Annotated in this window: 23 protein-coding genes, 1 tRNA gene and 2 pseudogenes; 17 read left to right on the top strand and 9 right to left on the bottom strand. The window is 61.7% G+C overall.

Annotation, left to right across the window (positions count from 1 at the left end; translation table 11 throughout):
* Positions 1-2 precede the first annotated feature (2 nt).
* On the bottom strand, positions 3-1,982 hold the full coding sequence (locus tag ACHMXK_RS04710; protein ID WP_397438121.1) for a dynamin family protein: 1,980 nt from the start codon (positions 1,980-1,982) through the stop codon (positions 3-5).
* A 74-nt stretch (positions 1,983-2,056) separates the two neighbouring features.
* Positions 2,057-2,871 (bottom strand): annotated as a pseudogene (gene mutM / locus ACHMXK_RS04705) (bifunctional DNA-formamidopyrimidine glycosylase/DNA-(apurinic or apyrimidinic site) lyase).
* 61 nt (positions 2,872-2,932) lie between these two features.
* Here mutM and ACHMXK_RS04700 point away from each other — a divergent pair.
* The 7 genes from ACHMXK_RS04700 to pth all read left to right on the top strand — a co-directional run bounded on the left by ACHMXK_RS04700 (position 2,933) and on the right by pth (position 9,093).
* Positions 2,933-4,705 carry a tetratricopeptide repeat protein gene (locus ACHMXK_RS04700; RefSeq protein WP_397438120.1) on the top strand — a complete coding sequence of 591 codons (1,773 nt, stop codon included), beginning with the start codon at positions 2,933-2,935 and terminating at the stop codon, positions 4,703-4,705.
* A gap of 6 nt (positions 4,706-4,711) precedes the next feature.
* Entirely contained in the window at positions 4,712-5,230 is a 519-nt protein-coding gene (locus tag ACHMXK_RS04695; protein ID WP_397438118.1) for a lipoprotein insertase outer membrane protein LolB, read from the top strand.
* A 35-nt stretch (positions 5,231-5,265) separates the two neighbouring features.
* Positions 5,266-6,120, top strand: a complete 855-nt coding sequence (ispE, locus tag ACHMXK_RS04690; protein WP_397442441.1) for a 4-(cytidine 5'-diphospho)-2-C-methyl-D-erythritol kinase — start codon at positions 5,266-5,268, stop codon at positions 6,118-6,120.
* 108 nt (positions 6,121-6,228) lie between these two features.
* Positions 6,229-6,305, top strand: a tRNA-Gln gene (locus ACHMXK_RS04685).
* A 253-nt stretch (positions 6,306-6,558) separates the two neighbouring features.
* Positions 6,559-7,533 carry a ribose-phosphate pyrophosphokinase gene (locus tag ACHMXK_RS04680; protein ID WP_397438116.1) on the top strand — a complete coding sequence of 325 codons (975 nt, stop codon included), beginning with the start codon at positions 6,559-6,561 and terminating at the stop codon, positions 7,531-7,533.
* Positions 7,534-7,621: 88 nt separating this feature from the next.
* Positions 7,622-8,302, top strand: coding sequence for a 50S ribosomal protein L25/general stress protein Ctc (locus ACHMXK_RS04675; protein WP_397438114.1), 681 nt, complete (start codon positions 7,622-7,624; stop codon positions 8,300-8,302).
* 158 nt (positions 8,303-8,460) lie between these two features.
* Positions 8,461-9,093 (top strand): aminoacyl-tRNA hydrolase, encoded by a 633-nt coding sequence (pth, locus tag ACHMXK_RS04670; protein ID WP_397438112.1) that lies wholly within the window; start codon positions 8,461-8,463, stop codon positions 9,091-9,093.
* 537 nt (positions 9,094-9,630) lie between these two features.
* Here pth and ACHMXK_RS04665 read toward each other — a convergent pair.
* The 5 genes and pseudogenes from ACHMXK_RS04665 to ACHMXK_RS04645 form a co-directional block, all read right to left on the bottom strand.
* Positions 9,631-9,912 (bottom strand): YfhL family 4Fe-4S dicluster ferredoxin, encoded by a 282-nt coding sequence (locus ACHMXK_RS04665; protein ID WP_397438110.1) that lies wholly within the window; start codon positions 9,910-9,912, stop codon positions 9,631-9,633.
* Between the two features lie 2 nt (positions 9,913-9,914).
* Positions 9,915-10,424, bottom strand: a complete 510-nt coding sequence (coaD, locus tag ACHMXK_RS04660; protein WP_397438108.1) for a pantetheine-phosphate adenylyltransferase — start codon at positions 10,422-10,424, stop codon at positions 9,915-9,917.
* A 54-nt stretch (positions 10,425-10,478) separates the two neighbouring features.
* Positions 10,479-11,135, bottom strand: coding sequence for a 16S rRNA (guanine(966)-N(2))-methyltransferase RsmD (rsmD, locus tag ACHMXK_RS04655; protein WP_397438107.1), 657 nt, complete (start codon positions 11,133-11,135; stop codon positions 10,479-10,481).
* Positions 11,132-12,488 (bottom strand): annotated as a pseudogene (locus tag ACHMXK_RS04650) (M16 family metallopeptidase). Before ACHMXK_RS04650 ends, rsmD begins: the two are co-directional and overlap by 4 nt.
* Before the next feature lie 46 nt (positions 12,489-12,534).
* The gene (locus tag ACHMXK_RS04645) at positions 12,535-13,995 is read right to left on the bottom strand and encodes a M16 family metallopeptidase (RefSeq protein ID WP_397438105.1); all 1,461 of its coding nucleotides are present in this window, start codon (positions 13,993-13,995) and stop codon (positions 12,535-12,537) included.
* 52 nt (positions 13,996-14,047) lie between these two features.
* On the opposite strand from ACHMXK_RS04645, the gene ftsY reads away from it, so the two are divergent.
* On the top strand, positions 14,048-15,148 hold the full coding sequence (gene ftsY / locus ACHMXK_RS04640) for a signal recognition particle-docking protein FtsY (RefSeq protein WP_397438103.1): 1,101 nt from the start codon (positions 14,048-14,050) through the stop codon (positions 15,146-15,148).
* A gap of 9 nt (positions 15,149-15,157) precedes the next feature.
* Here the strand turns inward: ftsY and ACHMXK_RS04635 are convergent, their stop codons facing one another.
* On the bottom strand, positions 15,158-16,198 hold the full coding sequence (locus ACHMXK_RS04635; protein WP_397438101.1) for a YeiH family protein: 1,041 nt from the start codon (positions 16,196-16,198) through the stop codon (positions 15,158-15,160).
* On the bottom strand, positions 16,195-16,956 hold the full coding sequence (locus ACHMXK_RS04630) for a GntR family transcriptional regulator (RefSeq protein WP_397438099.1): 762 nt from the start codon (positions 16,954-16,956) through the stop codon (positions 16,195-16,197). The genes ACHMXK_RS04635 and ACHMXK_RS04630 overlap by 4 nt, the downstream gene beginning before the upstream one ends.
* 145 nt (positions 16,957-17,101) lie before the next feature.
* Here ACHMXK_RS04630 and ACHMXK_RS04625 point away from each other — a divergent pair, with 145 nt between their 5' ends.
* The 9 genes from ACHMXK_RS04625 to ACHMXK_RS04585 all read left to right on the top strand — a co-directional run bounded on the left by ACHMXK_RS04625 (position 17,102) and on the right by ACHMXK_RS04585 (position 24,454).
* Positions 17,102-17,383, top strand: a complete 282-nt coding sequence (locus tag ACHMXK_RS04625) for a UxaA family hydrolase (protein ID WP_397438097.1) — start codon at positions 17,102-17,104, stop codon at positions 17,381-17,383.
* A gap of 149 nt (positions 17,384-17,532) precedes the next feature.
* Positions 17,533-18,708: a UxaA family hydrolase gene (locus ACHMXK_RS04620; RefSeq protein WP_397438095.1), complete on the top strand. Its 1,176-nt coding sequence runs from the start codon at positions 17,533-17,535 to the stop codon at positions 18,706-18,708.
* Positions 18,709-18,740: 32 nt separating this feature from the next.
* Entirely contained in the window at positions 18,741-19,640 is a 900-nt protein-coding gene (locus ACHMXK_RS04615; RefSeq protein ID WP_397442440.1) for a hydroxyacid dehydrogenase, read from the top strand.
* Entirely contained in the window at positions 19,640-20,650 is a 1,011-nt protein-coding gene (locus ACHMXK_RS04610; protein ID WP_397438094.1) for an Ldh family oxidoreductase, read from the top strand. Before ACHMXK_RS04615 ends, ACHMXK_RS04610 begins: the two co-directional genes overlap by 1 nt.
* Before the next feature lie 68 nt (positions 20,651-20,718).
* Positions 20,719-21,690, top strand: coding sequence for a Bug family tripartite tricarboxylate transporter substrate binding protein (locus tag ACHMXK_RS04605; protein ID WP_397438092.1), 972 nt, complete (start codon positions 20,719-20,721; stop codon positions 21,688-21,690).
* Between the two features lie 92 nt (positions 21,691-21,782).
* A complete protein-coding gene (locus ACHMXK_RS04600; RefSeq protein ID WP_397438090.1) occupies positions 21,783-22,244 on the top strand; it encodes a DUF962 domain-containing protein in 462 nt (153 codons plus the stop codon).
* A 59-nt stretch (positions 22,245-22,303) separates the two neighbouring features.
* Positions 22,304-22,600 (top strand): hypothetical protein, encoded by a 297-nt coding sequence (locus tag ACHMXK_RS04595; RefSeq protein WP_397438089.1) that lies wholly within the window; start codon positions 22,304-22,306, stop codon positions 22,598-22,600.
* 123 nt (positions 22,601-22,723) lie between these two features.
* Positions 22,724-23,434: a GntR family transcriptional regulator gene (locus ACHMXK_RS04590; protein WP_397438088.1), complete on the top strand. Its 711-nt coding sequence runs from the start codon at positions 22,724-22,726 to the stop codon at positions 23,432-23,434.
* A gap of 48 nt (positions 23,435-23,482) precedes the next feature.
* Complete coding sequence (locus ACHMXK_RS04585) at positions 23,483-24,454, top strand: Bug family tripartite tricarboxylate transporter substrate binding protein (RefSeq protein WP_397438086.1); 972 nt, start codon at positions 23,483-23,485, stop codon at positions 24,452-24,454.
* Positions 24,455-24,473: the final 19 nt, after the last annotated feature.

The following is a 24,473-nucleotide window of genomic DNA, read 5'->3' as shown; positions in this document are numbered from 1 at the left end:
GCTCAGGCGGCCAGGGTGGTGTCGGTGACCTCGGCGGCAGCAGCCGCAGGCCGGACCAGCGTGGCCTGGTCGTCTGCCGGGGTAGCGGTCAGTTGGGCCGTCAATTCAGCGAGTTTGCCGTCCAGCGCATTGATCGCACCTTCGTGGCGATCAATTTCGTCAATGCGTTCATCCAGGCCGGTAGCCGCTTGCTGGATACGCTCAATTGCCTCCAGGCGACGGCCGAAATTGCGCCTACGCTCTTTGAGCTGAGCATCCAGTTGCGAAGCCGCCGACTTGTTCCAGAGTTCGACCTCGCCCAGCGCGCTTTCGTAAACCACACGCAGCCGGGTGGCCAGCGCGCGCACCAGGCGCTCGGAAAAATCAGGCTGGGCCAACTTGAGGATATTGGCCACCCCCAGGTATTGCAGATGGCTGCGTTCGATTTGAGCCAGATCCTGCAGAAAACGGCCCATCTCGGGCTCTTTGGGCGCTTGCAGGGAAAAGCCGAATTCGGCGTTGAGTTGTTTGAACGATCCCGCCAGCATGTTCTGGATTTCCGCGCTGGTATTTTGGGCTTTTTGCAGCCCCTCCTGCAGGCGCGCAAAAGTCTGGCCATAGGCTTTTTTGACACCCAGCTTGATGCCGGGCTGCTTGAGCATGGCGGTCAATTGCGCCAGTTCGGTTTTCAGCGTGGGCGTGCCCAGCAGGTTGAAGACTTCCCTGAGCAGCTTCAGGTGAATGGAACGCACCGCCTGTATCTTGGCACCACTGGTGTTGAACTCGGTCTGCTCCTGCTCGATGCGCGAACGCATGTGTTTGATCACCGAGGTGTTTTTGCCGCGCAAGCCGCGCAGCTCAATCATTTGTTCGGCCAGATCACGGCGCCGGATATGCAGCACGCGGCCGGCCTCGGCGCGCAACTCGACCATGCCGCCGGCCACTGCCGAACGCAAAATTTTCTGCCGCTGTCCCATCACGCCTTGTGCCAGCGCCAGTTCCAGCCCGGGCAGGCAGCTGGCCTGCAGCAGCTTGTCGTCGCCGGTGACTTTGGCCACCAGGCCTTTTTGCGCCGACACCGGAATCACCTGCGCCATCGGCAGGCCGAGAATGTCGGCCGAAGTCGCCCGCTGCCGGTCTATCTGGGCCTGGATTTGCGCGGGCGTGCTCAGCGCATCCCACAAGGTATCGATTTTGTTGAGCACCACCAGACGCGCATCGTTGTCGTCGGTGATCAGGTGTTCACGCCAGATCGCCAGATCGGACTTGGTCACGCCGGTATCGGCCGCCAGGATAAACACCACCGCATGGGCTTGCGGAATCAGGCTGACCGTGAGTTCCGGCTCGGCGCCAATCGCGTTGAGTCCCGGCGTGTCCAGAATGACCAGCCCCTGTTTGAGCAAGGGGTGGGCAATATTGATCAGGGCATGGCGCCACCTGGGTACTTCGACCAAGCCGTCGGCACCCACCCGCGGGTTGTCGTCCGGGGTGTCGTCGTGCCAGAAGCCCAGGGCGCGAGCTTCTTCGCGGCTCACGTGGCGCACCTCGGCGACTTTTTCCAGGGCCTGCGCGAGTTGCACCGGGTCGTTCACGTCCAGGTCAACCCGTGTCCATTTTTCCGGGACCATGCGCCACTCCATCAGCGCCTGGCTTTTCAGCCGGGTCTCGATGGGCAGCAAACGCAGGCAGGGTGGCACCTCTGCGTCATAACCAAGCTCGGTCGGGCACATGGTGGTGCGGCCGGCGCTGGCCGGCATGATGCGCCTGCCGTAACCGGCGAAAAAGATGGCGTTGATGAGTTCGGATTTGCCGCGGGAAAATTCGGCGACAAAGGCCACCATGACCTTGTCCGAACGCACTTGCGACTCCAGCCGGAGCAAACGCTCTTCGACGGCGGCGTTGAGCAGGTCGTGGTCTTTCAGCCATTCGGACAATAACTTGAGCCGCAGGGCGAATTCACGCCGCCAGGTGCCGTGCTGGTCAAATTGTTCGTTAAAAGACATGGTGGACTGTAGACATAGGTCAATCAATATAGCATCGCGCCCGTGAACCGGCCGCCAAGGACCGGCTGCGTTTTTCAGGGTTTTTGGCAGTTGACACAGAAAAAGGTGGAGCGCTGTCCCTGCCGCATGACCCGTATAGGCGCCGCACAGACCTTGCAGGGCAAGCCGGCACGGTCGTACACCAGGGCGTCGAGCTGAAAGTGGCCACTTTCACCATGGGCATTGGAAAAATCCTTCAAGGTGCTGCCGCCTTTTGTAAGCGCTTGTGACAACACCTCGCGAATCGCCGCGTGCAGCCTGGCGGCGCGCGGTTTGCTCAGGCGCGCGGCACGCACCGTGGGCCGTATCCCGGCCATGAACAAGGCCTCGGAAGCGTAGATTTACCGACCCCGACCACAATCTCGCCCGCCATCAAAACCTGCTTGATCGCGGTTTGCCTGCGCTGCAAGGCCTGGTGAAAAGCCAGCGCCTCAAAATCGTCCGTCAACGGCTCTACCCCCAGGCGCCCAAGCAGCTTGCGCGCCACGGCATCGTCTTCGTCGGGCGCATACACCACCGCGCCAAAACGGCGTGGGTCGTGCAGGCGCAGGTTGCCCGCCGTGGTTGCCATCTCAAAATGGTCATGTTTGCCCAAGGGCGGCAGATCGTCGCCAAACCCCAGACTGCCGGACATGCCCAGATGAATCAGCAGCAGACCGCCCGTGGTGTCGAGCAAGAGGTATTTGCCACGCCGGCGCACCTGCAGCACGGTATGCCCCACCAGTAGCGCGCTGTCGCAGCCCAGAGGCCAGCGCAGCGGCTTGCCCATATGTATGGCCATGATTTTTGCGCCCGCAATGCGGTCGGCAAAACTCAGGCGGGTCACTTCGACTTCAGGTAATTCAGGCATGGCTTTGGGCAATCGGTAAAGACGCTTCGCATAGGCGCGATGCTTGAATTATCATGGCTCGATGAAACAGCTTCTCTTTGTTTTCGGTTCGCTTTGCCTGGCCCTGCCAGCCGTGTTGGCCCAGCCGGCCCCCGCCTCGCCGGACGCCGCCCGACCGGAAGCACCGACCGAGGAACGAGCCCTCCCACCACCGCCACCATCCCGCCTGGACGCAGCCTTGTTTTATGAGCTGCTGCTGGGTGAAATCAATGTGCGCGAAGATGAACCCGCCACCGGTTATGCGCTGATCCTGGACGCCGCGCGCAAAACCGGCGACGCCCAGCTGTACCAGCGCGCGGCCGACGTCGCCCTGCAATCACGCTCCGGCGACGCCGCGCTGCAGGCGGTGCAGGCCTGGCGCCAGGCGCTGCCGGCGTCGCGGGAAGCCAACCGTTATCTGCTGCAAATCCTGGTGGCGCTGAACCGCATCACCGAAACCGTGGAGCCGATAAAAACAGAGTTGCAGCTGTCGCCGCCAGACGAACGTCCCCAGGCCATTGCCACCCTGCCCCGGCTGTTCGCCCGGGCTTCCGACAAAAAACTGGCCGCCAGCGTGCTTGAACAAGCCCTGGCCGACCAGCTGGCCTCCCCCGCGACCGGCGCCGTCGCATGGACCAGCGTGGGCCGCATGCGGCTGGCGGCCGCGGACCCCACGGGTGCGCTGGCCGCGGCTGAACGTGCGCAGGCCATGGACCCGGCCGCCGAAGGCCCGGCCCAGCTGGGGCTGGAACTGATGGACCCCAAGACACCGCGCGCCGAAAGTCTGGTTCAAAAATACATAAGCGGCAATCCCAAGGTCCTGCCGGACATCCGCATGGGCTACGCACGCGAGTTGATCGATGACCAGCGTTACGCCGAAGCCAGCGCGCAATTGCAAGTGGTCACCCGCGACAAGCCCAACCACCCCGAAGCCTGGCTGGTCCTGGGCTCGCTGCAGTTGCAGGAGAACCAGCTCGCAGCGGCGCAAACCTCCCTGCTGCGTTATGTCGCGCTGGCGCAGCCCGCTGAAACTTCTGAGCAAACCAGCCGCGGCCTGGCCCAGGCGTATTTGTCGCTGGCCCAACTGGCGGAAAAACGCCAGGACTATGCGGGAGCCGAAGCCTGGCTGGGCAAGATTTCCAATTCAGAGGAGATGGTCCAGGCGCAAACGCGTCGCGCCTCGTTGCTGGCCAAACAGGGCAAGCTGGCCGAGGCCCGCCAGCTGATCCGGCAATTACCCGAGCGCAAGCCCGAGGATGCACGTATCAAACTGATGGCGGAAGCCGGCCTGCTGCGCGAGCAAAAGGCCTACCAGAGTGCTTACGACCTGCTGGCCCAGGCCGTCACCCAATTCCCCAACGAGCCCGAGCTGCTTTACGACCAGGCCATGGTGGCCGAAAAACTAGGCGCCCTGAGCGACATGGAGCGTTTGCTGCGCCAGTTGATTCAACTCAAGCCCGACTACCACCATGCCTACAACGCGCTGGGCTACTCGCTGGCCGAACGCAATATTCGCCTGCCCGAAGCCAAGCAGTTGATCCAGAAAGCGCTGGAATATGCACCGGCCGACCCCTTCATCCAGGACAGCCTGGGCTGGGTCGAGTTCCGGCTGGGCAACAAGGCCGAATCCTTGAAAATTTTCCAGGATGCCTACAAAACCAAGCCCGACGCAGAAATCGCCGCGCATTTTGGCGAGGTCTTATGGAGCATGGGCCAGCACGACAAAGCCGTGGCGATCTGGAAAGAAGGCCATCTGATGGATCCGGACAACGAAACCCTGCTTGAAACCATCAAACGCCTTCGCGTCAAGCTGTAATCCGGAGTGTTGGCCTTGACGACCTTGTTGCGACGTTTGCTCGTCCTGATCACCTGTCTTTTATCCGCTACTGTTTTTATAGCTGGTTGTGCAAACACCACAAGGGCTACAAACCCAAATGATGCAGAAACCTCAAGCTGGACAGGACGTATCAGCCTGCAGGTGCAAAGCGATCCCCCGCAAGCATTTTTTGCCGGTTTTGAACTCCGCGGCACACCCGTACAAGGCGAGTTGATGCTCAACAGCCCGCTGGGCACCAGCTTGGCCGTGCTGCGCTGGTCACCGGGGGAAGCCGTTCTTTTATCCAGCGGCAAGACCCAGCGTTTTAGCTCGGTCGATGAACTGATTGAAAAAGCCACCGGTGCGGCGGTGCCGCTGCCGGCCCTGTTTGACTGGCTGGGCGGCAAAAACACCGCCCTGAACGGCTGGAACGCCGACCTGTCGCAACAGCCAGAGGGGAAAATTTCGGCCAGCCGGACCCAGCCGCAACCACGCACCGACCTGCGCATCGTGCTGGCGCAATGACGATGAAACACACAGAAACCTTGCGCGCCGCACCGCTGAAGGCGATTTACGACGTTGCCGCACCGGCCAAACTCAATCTGTTTTTACACATCACCGGTCGCCGCGACGATGGCTACCATTTGCTGCAGTCGGTGTTCATGCTGATCGACTGGTGCGACACCCTGCATTTCGAACTGCGCAACGACGGCCTGATCACCCGCGCCGACCTGGGCACCGAGGCCAGCGAAGTTCTGCCGGCCGAAGACCTGGTGGTGCGCGCCGCCCGCGCGCTGCAAAAAGCCTGTGGCACCCCGCTGGGTGTACACATCGGGCTGGAAAAACGTATTCCTTCGCAGGCCGGCATGGGCGGCGGCTCCTCCGACGCCGCCAGTTGCCTGCTGGCCCTGCAGCGTTTGTGGGGCGTGAAACTGCCCACGGCACAACTGCAATCCATTGCCCTTGGCCTGGGCGCCGACGTGCCGTTTTTCCTCTGCGGCGGCAACGCCTGGGTCGAAGGTGTCGGCGAAAAAATCACCCCGCTGGTACTGCCTCCCGCGCGTTTTGTCGTGGTCAAACCACCTGCCGGTTTGGCGACCGATGCGATTTTTCGTTCGCCGAGCTTAAAACGCGATTCAGATACTGCTACAATCGTAGGCTTTGCTGCACACTCAAATGGCTCTGTTTACGGATTCGGCCATAACGACTTGCAGTCAGTCGCGCAGACCTTGTGTCCGCAGGTTGGTCAATCACTTGATTGGCTGTCCATGCAAGATTTACAAGGTCGCATGACAGGCTCGGGAAGTGCTGTTTTTGCGCATATGTTGCACGACGTGGAACTTGCAGTTGCTCCAAGCGACTGGAAAATCAGGAAATGCAACAACCTGGAGGCACATCCTCTGGCCGCTTGGTAAAATAACGGTCATTGAATTTGTTTTCAGAACAACGATTAAAGGGTTGTTTGTCGGTAACTGCTGATTGTCATTCATGACAGCCTGCAAATATTGACAAGTGACCTGTGTAGGGGTGTCGCCAAGTTGGTTAAGGCACCGGATTTTGATTCCGGCATTCGCAGGTTCGACTCCTTCCACCCCTGCCAAAATTTTCGGTCTCCCGTGGGGAGGCCGTGCTTTTAGGCCCTGAGACAAAGGGTCCGTGCTCGCTGCACTGTTGATTGACTTCAGCTGACGGCTTCGGGTTTGCGCAATATCCACACACTGGATTTGCAGCCCGGGCCCCATGCTTCAAGTCGCATCGACATGGACTGGGCACAAAGCGCCCGTGTTCCGATGCGTTTTTTTGCCTTTCTACTTTCAGCCACGATCCCCTCCTAGACATCCGCTGGGCCCCACATGCAAACGCACCACCCCGACTTCATGCTTTTCACCGGCAATGCCAATCCAGGCATGGCTTCTGAAATTGCCCAACACATGGGTATTTCGCTGGGCGCGGCCCACGTAGGCCGGTTTTCCGACGGTGAAGTCACGGTCGAGATCCAGCAAAACGTACGTGCGCGCGATGTGTTTGTGGTGCAGTCCACCTGCGCGCCCACCAACGAAAACCTGATGGAGCTGCTGATCATGGTGGATGCGCTCAAACGCGCCTCCGCCGAACGCATCTCCGCCGTGATCCCTTATTTCGGTTATGCCCGCCAGGATCGTCGCCCGCGCTCGGCCCGTGTGCCCATCAGCGCCAAGGTCGTGGCCAACATGCTGCAAGCCGTGGGTGTCTCGCGTGTCCTGACCATGGACCTGCATGCCGATCAGATTCAGGGCTTTTTCGATATCCCCGTGGACAATATTTACGCCTCGCCGGTGTTGCTGGGCGATCTGCGCCAGAAGAATTACAACGACCTGATGGTGGTTTCGCCCGACGTCGGTGGTGTGGTGCGCGCCCGTGCACTGGCCAAGCAGCTGGGCTGCGACATGGCCATCATCGACAAGCGCCGGCCCAAGGCCAATGTGTCCGAAGTGATGCACGTCATCGGTGACATCGACGGCCGCAACTGCGTGATCATGGACGACATGATCGACACCGCCGGCACGCTGGTCAAGGCCGCTGAAGTGCTGAAAGAGCGCGGCGCCAAAAAAGTTTACGCCTATTGCACACACCCGATTTTTTCGGGCCCGGCAATTGACCGTATTGCCAAGGGTGATGCCCTCGACGAGGTCGTGATCACCAACACCATTCCACTGAGCCAGAGCGCGCAGGAATGCAAAAAAATTCGCCAGCTCTCCGTGGCCCCGCTGATTGCCGAAACCATCCAGCGTATTGCCAGCGGTGAGTCGGTCATGAGTTTGTTCTCGGACCAGGACAACCTGTTCTGATTCGAAACAAAAAAGCCGGCTGCATCAAGATGCAGCCTTTTTATGTCGGGGTGAGCTGGTCGCGGCCCGCCTCTTTTGGAGAAATAGTATGAACTTCGTCGCTTTTGAGCGCGCAAAGCAGGGCACGGGTGCGAGCCGCCGTCTCCGCATCACGGGCCGCACGCCCGGTATCGTTTATGGTGGCACCGCTGAGCCGACGCTGATCGAAATCGATCACAACGCACTCTGGCACGCCATCAAGAAAGAAGCGTTCCACGCTTCCATCCTCGATATGGAACTCGGTGGCAAGACTGAAAAAGTGTTGCTGCGCGATCTGCAAATGCACCCGTTCCGCCAACTGATTCTGCACATCGACTTCCAGCGTGTTGATGCCAAGACCCGTCTGACCATGAAAGTGCCACTGCACTTCAGCGGTGAAGAAGAGTCCCCAGCCGTCAAGGCCGAAGGCTGCCTGGTCAACCACGTGGTGACCGAGCTGAACATCTCCTGCCTGCCGAAAGACATCCCTGAATTCATCGCCGTCGATTTGACCGGCCTGAAAAAAGGTAGCTCGCTGCACGTCAAGGACATCACTTTGCCCAAGGGCGTGAAGTTCGTGGCCAAGGGCCAGGAAAACCCCGTGCTGGTGTCCGTGTCGGCTGTTTCGGCCGAAGCCGAAGCCGATGCGGCCGCAGCTGCTGCAGCCGCAGCACCTGTGGATCCCAAGGCCGCCAAGGCTGCCGCAGGCAAGGAAAAAGCGGCCGCCGCCAAGCCTGCTGCCAAGAAATAATTCCACACCCACTGTGGCATTGACCTGAAAAGGTCAGCGGCCCTTGTCCTCCCCGGAGGCCAAGGGCCGTTTTTCTTGGGGCCGGCCTTCTGCTGCATCGATAATCCCGGTGGCGGGGCGCACAACGCCAGCCCCGCACTCCTTTCTCACCACACCGCATGATCAAACTCTTTGTTGGCTTGGGCAACCCGGGCCCCGAATACGAAGCCACCCGCCACAACGCCGGTTTCTGGTGGACAGAAGCACTCGCACGCGAACTCAAGGTGTCGCCCGTGCTGGATAAAAATTACCATGGCCGTGTGGCCCGTACGACCATCAATGGACAAACCGTCTGGCTGCTGGAACCCCTGACCTTCATGAATGTGTCGGGCAAATCCGTCGCCGCCCTGGCGCGCTTTTTCAAGATCGCCCCCGAAGAAATCCTGGTCGCCCACGATGAACTCGACATCATTCCCGGCCAGGCCAAACTCAAGTTCGGCGGCAGCCACGCGGGCCACAACGGCCTGCGCGACATCCATGCCCAACTCGGCACCGGCGACTATTGGCGGCTGCGTATAGGGGTGGGCCACCCGGGCGTGAAATCCGAGGTCATCAACTGGGTGCTGAAAAAGCCTTCTCAGGAACACCGCGTGGCGATTGAAGACAGCATTGCCCGATCGCTCAAGGCCGTGCCGGCCCTGCTGGCCGGCGAAATGGAAAAAGCCACGATGCTGATTCATACCAGCGCGCCGCCGCGGCCGAAACCGCCGCGCAAGCCTGAGGCGGATGCGGACGCAGCGGAAAATGATTGAAGCTTCACGCTAAGGCTGTGGCTTGCCTTCGACAGTAGGACTAACTTCCCACTCCCACCCCTAGCCCCTCCCTCGCCCCGCTGGGCGATGGAGGGGGACTTCATTTGGCTAGGTGTGCTGCGACCGCGTGCATGATTGGCAGTCTCTTGAGCCGACGGTGACGCGCTTCGCGCGTCCCGTCTCCTCGCATTGGTTTTGCTCCCCACCCCTTCTGTATGCGCCGAGGAGCACAGGGCCAGTCGGATCAGGGCTCGCGATTGTCTGAGCCGAAGGCGAGTTCGAGCGAGACCCCGACTGGACCGAGCACCGCAGGTTGCCCCCGAGCGTCAGCGAGGGGGACGCAGGCAGTGGGGTCGCCTTTTCTTTGCTTACTTTCTTTTGGCGAAGCAAAAGAAAGTGAGTTGCCGCCGGGCAACCCCGGCCAGCAGGCAAACCACGCCTAGTGAAGTCAAAGAAGGTGTCAACAGCCCAGGCCAATTAGCTATAAATTCAATAGCTACTCACACCCAAGGGATAATGGCTAGAGGCCTAAAAGGCTTAAGAAGTTCGCGATTTCACCGCAGCCGCAGGCAAAGCCGCCTGCAAACGCTGGTACTTCAGCCACAAGGTTTCCCGGCTTTCAATAAAAGCGGGATTGAGGGGAATACAAGCCACAGGACAAACCTGCACACATTGCGGCTCGTCAAAATGCCCTACACATTCGGTACAGCGATGCGGGTCGATTTCGTAAATCTCTTTGCCCAGATAAATCGCCTGGTTCGGGCATTCGGGCTCGCACACGTCGCAGTTGATACATTCGTCAGTGATCAGCAAAGCCATGATTAAAGACCTTTCTGCGCAACTGCGGCATGCGCCTGCCGCAAGGCGGCCGCCACACCGGCGCTGACCATGTGCTGGACATCGCCGCCCAGCTTGCTGATCTCGCGCACCAGCGTGCTGCTGATGCATTGCAAGGGCGCATCGGGCAGCAAAAACACGGTTTCGACGGTAGGCCGCAGCTTGCGGTTCATCGCCGCCATCTGGGCTTCGTAGTCAAAGTCGGTGAGGTTGCGGATACCGCGCACCACAGCCACGGCTTGCTGCTCGGCGCAAAAATCCATGATCAGGCCGTCAAAAGGCAAGACCCGGACATTGGCCATGGCCCGCGTGTCGGCCTGGACCTGCGCAATACGCGCGTCCAGGCTGAACAAGGTCTTTTTGTGATGCGCCACCGCCACGCCGATGATGAGTTCATCAAACAGGCCGGCGGCGCGGCGCACGACGTCTTCGTGGCCCAGGGTGAAGGGGTCAAAAGTGCCGGAATAAACCGCAATGCGGGAGCTGGTCGCCATGCCGCAATTATGCCCCGCTCCCCACGGCGCCGCGTGTCCCTGCGCTTGGCAGGGCTAGGCGGGCACGCTGGTCCGAACCAGCAAATGGAAAAACACCGCGCCGGCCTTGCCGCTGCGATGCACCTGCAGGCCGTAAGCGGCCAGCGCCTCGTCGTCCCAGGCCTGGGGCGCTTCCAGATAAACATAACCGGCCTCGGCCACCACTTGCGCCGCCGCCTTGAGCGCGGGCTCGAACAGCGGCGAGTCAAACGGCGGATCCAGCAACACCAGTTGCTGGCTGCCTAGCGCCTGCCGCCTGAGCAAGCTCATGCCGTCACCGCGTTCGACCTTGACCATGTCGGCATGCAGTTTGAGCTGCAGCGCCTTGAGCTGGGCCGCCAGGCCGGCGTCCTGCTCGCACAACACAACCTCGGCGGCACCGCGCGAGGCGGCTTCAAAACCCAGGGCGCCGGTGCCGGCAAACACGTCGATGCAGCGCCAGCCCCGCAAGTCCTGGCCCAGCCAGTTGAACAGGGTTTCACGCACACGGTCCGGCGTGGGCCGCAGGCCGGGTTTGTTGGGGACCGGCAGCTTGCTGCGTTTGTACAGGCCGCCGATGATGCGGATTTCGCCGGGCGGCACGGACTTGCGCGCCACCACCTTGCCGGATTTGGCGCGTGGGCCGGTCTTGGCCGGGGCTTTTTTGTCGACGGCGACAGGGGTGTATTTCATGGTTTTCCTCCGACGATCACCGTCACCATTTTTTCGGGTTGTAATTTGCGCGCAAAAGCGGCCTTGATTTCTGCAGCGCTGACTTGGCCCACCTGCGCCGTCCAACGGTCCAGGTAGTCCAGCGGCAAATCATTCCAGGCGATGTTGGACAAATTGCCCAGTAGCTTGCGGTTGCTGTCGATCAGCAGCGGAAAGCCGCCTATCAGGTTGTCCTTGGCGGCCTTGAGTTCGGCCGCGGTCGGGCCTTCAGCGACAAACTTCGTGATCACCTGCCGCGCCACCTCGGTGGCTTGTGTGGCCTGGTCGGGCCGCGTCTGCAGCCCCACGGTGAAGGCGCCCGCATGGCGGCCCGGCGAAAAGCCGCTGTAGACGCTGTAACTCAGGCCGCGTTTCTCGCGCACCTCTTCGGTCAGGCGCGAGACAAAACCGCCGCCGCCCAGAATGTAGTTGCCCACCGTCAGCGCGAAAAAATCCGGGTCATTGCGTTTGAAGCCGGGCTGGCCCATCAACACATGGGCTTGCGCCGAGTCGAAAGGAATACGCAACACCTCGGCACGTTCCAGCGGGGCCACTTCAGGCACAGGCGGCAAAGGCGGCGCCTTCGCGCAGTCCAGGGCCGGCAGGCGCGCCAGCAGGCCCGTGACCAGAACATCGGCCTGCACACGGGTAACCGCCCCCACGATGCTGACCCGCGCCGTGCAGCGGTTGATGTAGCTCGCATGAAAAACCTTCATGTCGACCACGTTGATGCGGGCCAGGGTGGCTTCGGTCAGCTCATTCCCATAAGGATGGCTGCCGTACACCGCCTTGTTGAAGGCACGCGCCACCACACTGCCAGGCCGGGTGTAGGACTCCTTGAGCTGGGCCACCAGCCGCTGCCGGTCGCGCTGCCAGACAGCGTCCGGAAAAGCCGGCTCGGCGATTTGCCGGGCGGCCAGCGCCACGGCTTTGCTCAGCAAATCGGCATCGGTCAGGCTGCGCAACGAAAAACTGAAACGGTCCGTGCCGGCCGAGGCCCCAAAACGAGGCGCCCAGATCGGCCCAGGCCTCGCCCAGCGCGTTTTCGTCGAGTGCGCCTTCGCTACCCCGCGCAGCCACGCCTTTGGAGAGCAAGGCGGCCGTGATGCCGGCCAGACCGGCCTGGTCGGCAGGCACACGCCGGCTGCCGCCATCCATATCGATCTGCACATCGACCATCGCAATGGCCGGGCTTTCAACCAGGTAAACCTTGGCGCCGCTGGCCTGGGTCCAGTTCTGGATGGGAATCGCCGCCAGCGCGAATGTATGACAAAAAAGGCCTGCAGCCCCTATCAACAAAGCGCAAGCAGCTCTATTTTTGATAGCACTTTTCACATGAGGTCCCGGGGAATCAGGGTTGAAGAAAACCGCGGCCAAGCCGTCAATGCCGGGACACCGCAGCCGGCGCACGTGGCCGGCGATTCGGATCCGGCGGCTGCGGCAGCAAGGTGGCAACGGTTAATTGGTCGTCGCCGAAATAACGCGCGGCCACGGCCTGCACCTCGGCGCTGGTGATGGTGCGCAGCTGGGCAATCAAGCGGGTGTCGGCGTCCAGCGGCAAACCGTTGACCCAGTAAGAACCAAGTTCGCGCGCCTGGCTGAACACGGCGTCGAGTTTATAGGTTTCGCTGGCGATCCACTGGGTTTTGACACGCTGGAGTTCCGCCTCGCTGACGCCTTCGCGCGCCACCAGCGCAAGCTGCTGGCGCAGGGCATCGGCCACCTGCTGCGCGGTTTTGCCCTCGGCCGGCACGCCATCCAGCGTGAATAGCTGCGGTCCCCGGCCTATCAGGCCGTTGGAGGCGCCGGCACTGTCGGCCAGGCGCTGGTCACCCTGGGTCAACGCACGCTCCAGCCTGGCACCGCTGTAACCGTCCAGCACCGCCGACAACACCGTCAGTGCCAGCGCATCACGGTTGAAGACATCGCTGCCCTCAACTGCATCCGGTGCGCGCAAACCGGGCACCTTGTAGGACAGGCTCACATAAGCCTGGCTGGCGCTGGCCTTGAAGTCCAGCCGGCGCACCCCCGTCTGCTCGGGCTCCACACGTGGCTTGCGTACCGGCACCGGGCGTGCCGCCAGGTGGCCGTAATATTTTTCGGCCAGCCGCCGCACCTGGGCCACATCCACGTCACCGGCCACCACCACCGCCGCATTGGCGGGCACATACCAGCGCCGGTAAAACGCGCGTGCATCGTCGGGCGTCATGGCCTCGATGTCACTCATCCAGCCCACCACCGGACGCCGATAAGGCGAGGCGATAAAGGTGATGGCGTTGGCCGTTTCATACATCAAGGCATGCGGCGAGTCTTCGGTACGCAAACGGCGCTCTTCCTTGACCACCTCGACTTCTTTTTTGAATTCCTCGTCGGACCACTGGTTGTGGGCAAAACGATCCGCCTCCAGCCGCATCACGTCCTCAAGCTTGTTGGACGGAATCTGCTGGTAAAAACCGGTGGCGTCACGTGTGGTGAAGGCATTCTCGCGGCCCCCCAGCGCGGCCACGCGACGGGAGAACTCCCCCGGTTTCAGGTCGGCCGTGCCCTTGAACATCATGTGCTCCAGCACATGGGCCACACCTGAAGTGCCATCGACTTCGTCCATGGACCCCACCCGCACCCACAACATGTGGGCCGCCGTAGGTGCACGCCGGTCGGTTTTGACAATCACCGTCAGGCCGTTGGCCAGCTGGAACCGGGTCACCGGCACAGCGGCCGCCGGGGCCGAGGTGCTGGTTTGTGCGTGGGAAGGAAGGGCTAGAAAGGGGGTGAAGAGAAGGCAAAGCGCCAGAGGCAGATAGATGCTGCGGGATGGTACGGAAAATCGGATAAATAACCCCATGAAATGCTGCCTCGTGTGTTTCATAGAATAGTGTGACTCCAAAGCACACCCAATGTTCAGTTTCTTCAAGAAAAAAAAGCCGGTTGACACACCCGTCGCCGCGCCCGCAGCTCTCCCCAGCCCGCCGCCAGCCGATGCAGCGCTACCCGCCAGCGGTGGCCTGATAGGCAGCGCGCTGGTCGCGCCGATTGATATTCCGCTGCCCGGCGCGGTGCCAGCCGCGCGTGAGCACTGGGTCAGCAAACTCAAATCCGGCCTGCACAAAACCGGCGCCAGCATCTCGGGCGTTTTCACCGGCAACCGCATCGACGACGCCTTGTATGAAGACCTGGAGTCGGCGCTGTTGATGGCCGACACCGGTGTAGCCGCCACCACCTACCTGCTCGACGAGGTCAAGCGCCGCGTCAAGGACAGCGGCGTGACCCATCCGGTGGCCGTCAAAAACATCTTGATCGAAGCTTTGACCCAGTTGCTCAAGCCGCTGGAGCGGGCGCTGGTGATAGGCGAGTTCAAGCCGACCGTGATCATGGTCGCCGGCGTCAACGGCGCGGGCAAAACCACATCCATAGGCAAACTCACCAGGCACCTGGCCGGCGAAGGCGCCTCGGTGTTGCTAGCGGCGGCCGATACCTTTCGTGCGGCCGCGCGTGAGCAACTGGAGGTCTGGGCCGACCGGAACATGGTGGAGATCGTCAGCCAGGCTGGCGGCGACCCCGCAGCCGTGAGTTTTGATGCCGTCAGTGCCGGCAAGGCACGCGGCAAGGACGTGGTGCTGGTCGATACCGCAGGCCGCCTGCCGACGCAGTTGCATCTGATGGAAGAGTTGCGCAAGATCAAACGTGTGGTCAGCAAGGCCGATGCCAGTGCGCCGCACGAGGTGTTGCTGGTGATTGACGGCAACACCGGCCAGAACGCCCTGAGCCAGGTCAAGGCTTTTGACGACATCCTGCAACTGACCGGCCTGGTCGTCACCAAGCTGGACGGCACCGCCAAGGGCGGCGTGCTGGCCGCCATCGCCTTGTGGGCGCGCGAGCGCAGCAAAACCTCGCCGGACTTGCGACCGGTGCCGGTGTATTTCATCGGTGTTGGCGAAAAACTCGAAGACCTCGAAACCTTCAGCGCCCGGGAATTCGCACAGGCCCTGCTGGCCTGAGCCGAGCCCTCACACCAGGCCCAGGCGCAGCAGCAAGACCCCGGCCACCACCAGGGCGACCAGAAAAAATGTCTCGCCCAGCAGCATGGCCACCGGCTTCCAGCCGAGCTTGAGCAGGTCTTCAAAACTGGTCTTGACACCAGCGGCGGCAATCGCGGTCACCAGCATCCAGCGCGAGGTATCACCGGCAAGGGTCGCCATGGCCGGTGTGATGGTGCCCACACTGGCCAGCATCACCAGCACGATAAAAGCCAGCAAAAAACTGGGCACCAGCGGCACTTCGTTTTCCGGCGTCTTGACGGCGGGATGGGATCGGTACAACACGGCGATGATCAGCACCACCGGCATCAGCAACATGACGCGAAAAAGTTTGACCAGGGTCGCGGTGTCACCGGCTTGCGGGCCCAGCATCATGCCCGCCGCCACCACCTGGGCCACATCGTGGATGGAGCCGCCAAGCACAATCCCGGCCTGCGCCGGACTTAGCCCCATGGCGTTCAGGCTGAAGGGATAAATCACCATGGCCAGGGTGGACAAAACGGTGACACCCACCACCGCCAGCAAGGTGAAGCGTTCGTTCTCGCGGGTCTGCGGCAACACCGAAGACACCGCCAGTGCCGCCGAGGCACCACAAATCGCCACCGCGCTGCCCGTCAGCAGCCCCTGGTCACGCGAACAGCCCAGCCAGCGCGCAAGTAGCACCCCGAGCAAGATCGTCAGCAACACCGCCAGCACCATCAACACGCCGGTCTGCACACCGAGCTCGGCCACCTGCGAAAAAGTGATACGTGCGCCCAGCAGGGCCACGCCCACACGCAGCACCGTGCGGCCGCAGAAGTTGATGCCTTTGACCACTTTCGGGTGGCTGTTCAGGAAATGAAAGGCCAGGCCTATCAGCAAGGCGTACAAGAGCTGCGGCCCACCGTAATGTTCGGAGACAAAGGTCGCGGCCAGCGCAATCACCAGACACACCAGCACACCGGGGAAATACGAGACCAGTTGTGCGCGCCAGCGGCCAGGCGCCTCGCGCACGGTCTGCACCCAGCTCATGTGGTTTTGGACAACATGCTGACGTAGTCATGCGCCTGGGTGTTGATAGTCGAGATGCGGTACTCCACCGGCTTGTCGCCAAAGGTCAGTGCCAACCGGTGCACCTCCATCACCGGCGCACCGGCCGGCAAAGCCAACACACGCGCCACGGCCCGGCTCGCGGCCACGGCGCGGGCGCGCTCCTGCGCACGCAACACGGTGATGCCGAAGTCTGTTTGAAAAAGCGCGTAGATGGTGCCCGGGCGTTCGGAGAAACGTTTTTCCGTGAGGTTGCGAAACATGGCGACCGACAGGACCAGACTGTCATGTAACACCACCCGCCCGCGCAGCGCCAGCTTGTTTTCAATCTTGAACACCGCTTCGCCCGGCTTGATACGCAAGGCCCTGGCTTCGGCTGCATCGGCCTTGTCACGCGCAAACGACATGCAGTCGATCTCGGGAAACTCCTGCTCGCGCAAACTCTCGTCTTCCGGGTCCCAACGCGGCTCCACATGGAAAAACTGGAACATGAAACGGGCCTTGTTATGCGGTGCCACAAACGTGCCCTTGCCCTGGCGCCGCACCAGCACATGTTCATGCACCAGTTCGTCCACCGCGTGGCGCAAGGTGCCCATGCTGACCTGCAGGGCCTGCGCCAGCGCCGTCTCGCTGGGCAGGGCTTGGCCCGACCCGTAATGTCCGGCCTCAATGATTTTTTGCAATTCGCGCTTGACCTGGCGGTACAGCGGCAGCGAGCCGGATCCGGACAGCGGCTTCAAGAGGCGGGCTTTGTTTTGAATCTCCACCGCCCTATTGGAACATCGCCGGCCGCTGTCGTACAGGTCATTTAGATGAGTTGATTGACAACCCTGGACCCGTCCCTAGACTGGCGATTCGATTTAACTTCGGACCTCTGGAAACCCAATGATTCATTTTGTATTACATGATGCCAAAGACACCGTGGCAGTTGTGGTGGTGGAAGGTGTGAAGTCGGGCATGGACATGACCGGCTGGATCATGGACGAAGACCGCATGATCCATGTGAAAGCGCAACAGGACATCCCGATTGGCCACAAGGTCGCCCTGAAAGACATGGCCACCGGGGACACCGTCTGGAAATACGGCATAGATATGGGCAAGGTGGTGGCCGACATCAAGGCCGGCCAGCACGCCCACGTGCATAACATCAAAACCAAGCGCTGGTAATTTGACGGCCCATCCAGCTACTGCGCGACCCGCATGCGTCGTTGCGAATCCTCGCCGGGGTCCAACCCGGCTGCGGTTCGCGCCTGGCCTGCCGCCCGCTCGCTACGCCGGACCAACCATCGATTCACAAAAATTTGAAAAGGACTCCCATGTCAGTCATCGATAAAAACACCACCTTCCTGGGCTACCGCCGCGAAAACGGAAGAGTCGGTGTGCGCAACCACGTGATCATTCTTCCGCTGGACGACTTGTCCAATGCCGCTGCCGAAGCCGTCGCCCACAACATCAAGGGCGCGATGGCGATTCCACACCCCTATGGCCGGCTGCAGTTTGGCGCCGACCTGGAGCTGCACTTTCGCACCCTGATAGGCGCCGGCTGCAACCCCAACGTGGCAGCGGTGGTGGTGATCGGCATCGAAGACAGCTGGACCAAAAAAGTGGTGGACGGCATTGCCAAGACCGGCAAACCGGTGGTGGGTTTTGGCATTGAGGGCCATGGCGACCACGAAACCATCATGCGTGCCTCCAAGGCCGCGCGCGAGTATGTGCAGTGGGCCAGCGAAAAGCAGCGTGAGGTCTGCGGCATTGCCGAACTCTGGGTCTCCACCAAATGCGGCGAGTCCGACACCACCTCCGGCTGCGGCGCCAACCCCACGGTCGGCAATGCGTTTGACAAGCTGCATCCGCTGGGCAACTACCTGTGTTTCGGCGAAACCTCGGAGATCACAGGCGGCGAAAAAATTGTCGCTGAACGCTGTGCGACCGATGCGATTCGTGACCAGTTCATGTTCATGTTCAACCGCTACCAGGCCATGATTGATCGTCACAAAACCAGCGACCTGTCGGACTCGCAGCCGACCAAGGGCAATATCGCCGGCGGCCTGACCACCATCGAGGAAAAAGCCCTGGGCAACATCCAGAAGATTGGTAAAAAATGCACGGTGGACGGTGTTATCGACAAGGCCGAGATGCCAACTCATCCGGGCTTGTGGTTCATGGACTCGTCCAGCGCCGCCGCCGAAATGGTCACCTTGTGCGCCGCCTCGGGTTACGCCCTGCACTTTTTCCCCACCGGCCAGGGCAATGTGATCGGCAACGCGATTGTTCCCGTCATCAAGATCTGCTCCAACCCGCGCACCGTGCGCCTGATGAGTGAACACATTGACGTCGACACCTCGGGCTTGCTGCAACGCGAAATCACGCTGGACCAGGCCGGCGACAAGCTGCTGGAAAACATGTTGCGCACGGCGAATGGGCGTTTGACGGCGGCAGAAGCGCTGGGCCACCGCGAATTCGTATTGACGAGACTATTCGAAAGCGCTTGAGCGTGCGATCCCGCATAGTCATCACCGAGTTCATGGACGAAGGTGCCGTCGCGCAGTTGGCGGCGGTGCATGACGTGTTGTACGACCCCCTGCTGGTGGACGACATGCCGCGCCTGATCACCGAAGCCCAGGGGGCGGATGTGTTGATCGTGCGCAACCGGACCCAGGTGCGCCATGCCCTGCTAGGCGCGTTGGGCCGCTGCAAGGTGGTGGGCCGGCTGGGTGTGGGGCTGGACAACATCGATGTCAGCGGCTGCGCCGCCAAAGGCATTGATGTGATTCCCGCGACCGGCGCCAATGCCTTGAGCGTGGCGGAGTACGTGATTGCCAGTGCGATGTTGTTGCTGCGTGGGGTTTATGCCTCGACACCCGCCGTCGCCGCGGGCCAGTGGCCGCGCAATGCCCTGAGCAATGGGCGTGAGACTGCGGGCCAGACCCTGGGCATCATCGGTTTCGGCTCCATCGGGCAAACCACCGCGCGTCTGGCGCAGGCCCTGGGCATGAAGGTGATGGCCTTTGACGCCATGCTCCCATCCGACGCACCGGTGTTCGCACAAACCGGTGTGTACTGCGCCACGCTGAATGCGCTGATCAGCAGTGCCGACGTGATTACACTGCACGTGCCGCTGGTGGACACCACACGCGGACTGTTCAATGCCGCTCGTATCGCCGCGATGAAACAAGGCGCCATCCTCATCAACACCTCGCGTGGCCACATCGTGGACCTGGCCGCCGTTGCGGCGGCCTTGCGCTCCGGCCAGTTGGGCGGCGCTGCCATCGATGTGTTTGATGTGGAGCCCCTGCCCGCCGATGCGGCGCTGCTGAACTGTCCCAATCTGCTGTTGAGCCCGCATGTGTCCGGCCTCAGCGTGGAGTCCAACGAGCGTGTTTCTTTCATGATTGCCGACAAAATTCTGGAGCACCTGCGTTAATGGCCCAACTGTCTATCGAAGAAGCCACCCATCTCGTGGCGCGTGCACTGCGCCAGGCCGGGGCGGGTGATGCCATGGCCGCCAGCACCGCGCGGGCGCTGGTCCGTGCCGAAGCACAAGGCCTGGCCTCGCACGGCCTGAGTCGCGTGCCGCAATACACCACCCATTTGCGCAACGGCAGGGCCGACGGCCAGGCCCTGGCGGCCATGGTCAAGCACAAAGGCGCAGCCGTGCTGGTGGATGCCCGACAAGGCCTGGCCTTTCCGGCCTGTGAACTCGCCGTGGCGACGGCCATCACCACTGCACAAACACTGGGTGTGTGTTTTGCCGGCGTGACCAACAGCCACCACTGCGGCGTGCTGGTGGATCACCTGCGCGCCGTGGCCGACGCCGGCATGGTGGGCCTGGGTTTTGCCAACTCACCGGCGGCCATGCCGGCGGCCGGTGGCAAACACCCGATTTTTGGCACCAACCCGGTGGCTGCGGCCTTCCCGCGCAGAAACGCCGACCCGCTGATGATTGACCTGTCCCTCAGCGAAGTCGCCCGCGGCAAACTGATGGTGGCGGCCAAAAACAATCAGCCGATTCCTTTGGGCTGGGCGCTCGACGCCCAGGGCCAGCCGACCACCGACGCCCAAGCTGGGCTGGCCGGTTCCATGTTGCCGCTGGGCGCGGTCAGCAGCCCCAAAGGTTCCATGCTGGCGCTGATTGTCGAGTTGCTGGTGACCGCCGTGGTCGGTGCGCAATTCGGTTTTGAAGCCTCTTCGTTTTTTGTCGATGCAGGCAATGCGCCGCGTATCGGTCAGGCCTTTGTGGTCATCGACCCGGGCGCACTGGCCGGCAGGGATGTGTATGACGAACGCATGGAAACACTGATCGGCGAAATGTTGATCGACGATGGCGTGCGCCTCGCAGGCGCCCGCCGAATGCACCTTGAGCAACAAGCCATGACGTCAGGGTTGACGATTCCTGATGCACTGAAAACCCAGCTCGATCTGCTGGCCGCCTAGGCGAGTCCGGACGGCCTCTGACCCAGAGGGAGTGCGGACTGGCCTTTATTCAAAAGAAGGAGACAAGCATGAAACGTCGAGACATCGTCATGGCTTCCGCCGCTGCCGCTTTGGCAGCTCTTCCCGGCTGGAGCCGGGCCCAGGGCTTTCCCAAACCCGGCGCCACCCTCAAATATGTCGTGCCTTTTGCACCGGGCGGCCTGACCGACATGATGGCGCGCACCGTGGCGCAAAAACTCAGCGAAGCCTGGAAGGTGTCGATGATTGTGGAAAACAAGGCCGGCGGCAACGCGCAAATTGGCGCGGAGCAGGTCGCCAAGTCGGCCCCCGACGGCAGCAGCCTGCTGGCCATCACCCTGACCCATGCGGCCAATGTCGCCCTGTTTCCCAACGCGGCCTACAGCTTCACCCAGGACCTGCGCCCGGTGGCCCTGCTGGCGGGTTCACCGATGCTGGTGGTGGTGCCGGCCAACAGTCCGATCAAGGACTTCAAAGACCTGGTCGCGTTGTCCAAAAACAAACAGCTCAACGCGGGCTCCAGCGGCAACGGCACACCACCGCACCTGACCATGGCGCTGTTCAACGAACTCAACAAAACACAGATGACCCACGTGCCCTACCGCGGTGGAGCACCGTCCATGTCCGACTTGATAGGCGGCCAGCTGGATGTGATTTTTTCCAACTTTCCGGAGTCGATTGCCCACGTCAAGGGCGGCAAACTGCGCGCACTGGCGATTTGCAGCCTGAGCCGCCACCCCATGGTGCCGGAGGTGCCGACGACCACGGAATCGGGCATGCCAGGGCTTGTCGTCGAGAACTGGACCGGCGCCATGATCCAGGCCAAAACCCCAGACGCCATCGTCGACAGCTACTCGCGCGAAATAATCAAGACCATGTACAGCGCCGATGTGGAAGAACGCGCCAGGCAACAGGGCTTTCGCGTCACCAGCAAAGGCGCCGATGAATTTGCGGTCTTCCTGAAAAGCGAAATTGAGCGCTGGAGCCGCATCATACGGACCGCAAAAATCACCGCAACCTGAGCCAAGACGGTGCTTTCCCGGCTTTCCCAAGCGGCCGCGCTGGATTAAAGTCTCTCTCAAGCCGGACCTCTTTCCGGCGCTGGAGAGCCCCCATGGACAGCAGCACCCTTCCCCACACCTCCGCCGGCACACGCCGGGTCGATCAGTTGCTGGCGCACTATGGCGAGAGTCACCAGCACCCGACCAACGAGCTGATTCATTTTGTGGCCATCCCGCTCATCATGCTGAGCCTGGTCGGCATGTTGTTTGCCATTCACCCCTATGTAGCTTACGCGTTTATCGCGGCCAGCATGGTGTATTACGCACGCCTGTCGCTGGTGTTTCTGCTCGCCATGGCGCTGTGGTCGCTGATCAGCATTGCGCTTATCCTGGCCATGGGTCCGTGGCTGCTGACGCTGTGTATTGCCATCTTTGTCGGCGCCTGGGTGCTGCAGTTCATCGGCCATAAAATGGAAGGTAAAAAGCCCTCTTTTTTCGAGGACATGCAATACCTCTGGGTCGGCCCGCTGTTTGTCCTGGCCAAACTCTTCACCAAACTGGGCATACGCTGGTAGCTTGAAAAAGCGGCCCCCGCCCGCATCTGGAAATCATTGACTTTCCGGGGACACCTCTCTTGCCCAACTTTATAAGCCGCGTTTTACGTTTCGCCCTGCGCCTGATGCTGTGGCTGTTTGCAGCGTTTTTTGCGCTCAGCCTGCTGTGTGCCGGTCTGATCGTGCTCATGTTCAGCCTGCTGAAGGCGCTGATCACCGGCCAAAAGCCCAAACCCATGGTGTTTGGCGGTTTTCAGCAGTTCTCGGCGCAAACCAGATGGTCAGGTGCCAGCGCCGGTGAGGCTGCCAAAACCCGCCAGGCCGATGTCGTGGACGTTGAAGTCCGCGAAATCCGCGACGACAAACGCCTGCCCTGAACCGAGCCCAGCGGCCGAAGCCTGCGCCGCCTTCCCCTCATCCCCTCTTCCTGCACCCTCATGGTTTTCCCTGAGGGTGGCTTGATTTACATATTTTCGTATACGATATAAATAATCCCAATCATGACAACCCACCTGCCCTGGCTCACCGAATCTTCCGCTGACCGTTTTAACGACGTGCGCGACACCTCACTCGCCAAACTGGTCAAGGGCGATATGCTGGCGCTCATCCTCAAAGGCGTGTTGATTCCCGGGCAACGTATCAACGAGCCCGATGTGGCGGCCCGCCTGGGGGTGTCCCGCGTGCCGGTGCGCGAGGCCTTGCGTGAGCTGGAAAGCTCGGGCCTGGTGGTGGCGCGCAAACATGCGGGCGTTTTTGTACGCCAGCTGGAAGCCCGCGAAATCCGTGACCTGTACCAGATGCGCGGCCTGCTTGATGGTTTTGCCGGACGCCAGGCGGCGCAGTTGCCGGCCGCCGACAAAGCCGCGCTGCTGGCGCTGCTGGACGCGTCCGTGCAGGCCATGAGCGACGCGGCCAGCCACCATGATGTGCAGCGTTATTACGGCGAAAACCTGCGATTTCACTGGGCCTTGATCGAATCCGCCGGCAACCAGACCCTGACGGAAAGCTACCGCGGCATTGTGCAAAAGCTGCATTTGTCGCGCCTGAAAAACCTGTCGCACGACGTCGGCATGCAGGCCTCGATTGCCGAACACCTGGACATCGTGCAGGCCGTGCGCGAGGGCGACCCGCTACGTTGCGAGGCCTTGATGGCGCATCACGTGGGCGACGCCTACGAGCGCTTGCTCCAGGCCAGCGCGCCTGCGGCCTGAACCCCGGCTGCCCCGAATTTCAAATAAAAAACCAACTGGAGACAAACCATGAAACGACGCAGCCTGCTGTATGCCGCCCCCGCCCTGCTGGGCGCCCCTGCCCTGGTGCTGGCCCAATCCGGCTACCCGGCCAAAGCCATCCGTTACATCGTGCCGGTTTCGGCCGGCGGCGGCAGCGACATGGTGGGCCGCACCGTGACCGAACGCTGGGGCAACCAGCTCAAGCAGAGTTTCATCGTGGACAACCAGGGCGGCGGCGGCGGTGTGATTGCCTGCCAGACCACGGCCCGCGCCGCGCCCGATGGCTACACCCTGATGCAGGGTTATGTCGCCACCCACGGCACCAGCCCGGCCACACGCAAACTACCTTACGACGCCGTCAAGGACTTCACACCCATCGGCATGATAGGCGGCACACCCAATGTGCTGGTGGTCAATGCCGCCTTGCCGGTCAAGACCGTCAAGGAATTCATCGACTACCTGAAGAAAAACCCCGGCAAGGTCAGTTATGGCTCGGCCGGCGCGGGGTCGCTGACCCACCTGACCATGGAGCTGTTCAAGCAGCAGGTCAATTCCTTCATGGTGCACATTCCCTACCGCGGCATCGCGCCGGCTTTCACCGATTTGATAGGCGGCCAGACCCAGGCCATGTTCCCCGGCCTGGCCGCGGCCGTGCCACATATCCGCTCCGGCCGGGTGCGGCCGCTGGCCGTGACCGGTTTGACACGCCACCCGCAGTTCAAGGACGTTCCGACCTTGGACGAGTCCGGCTTCAAGGGTTTTGACGCGCAGCAGTGGTACGGCGTGGTGGGTCCGGCCGGCATCCCGGCACCCATCGTCAAACAGCTCAACGAGTCCCTGGCCACCGTGTTGCGGGCGCCCGACCTGCGCGAAAAACTGTCCGTCGAGGCGGTCGAACCCCTGGTCATGACGCCCGAGCAGTTTGGTGAATTCATACGCGCCGACATCGCGCGCTGGACCCAGCTGGCGCGTGCCCGCGGCATCCAGCTCGACAGTTAAGGCTCCAAGTTTAAGAAAA

It is taken from the genome of Polaromonas sp. UC242_47 (assembly GCF_044452385.1).
In the GTDB taxonomy this organism is placed as follows: domain Bacteria; phylum Pseudomonadota; class Gammaproteobacteria; order Burkholderiales; family Burkholderiaceae_C; genus Polaromonas.
Note: the sequence above shows the minus strand (reverse complement) of the source record. Positions and strands in the feature narration are given on the sequence as shown.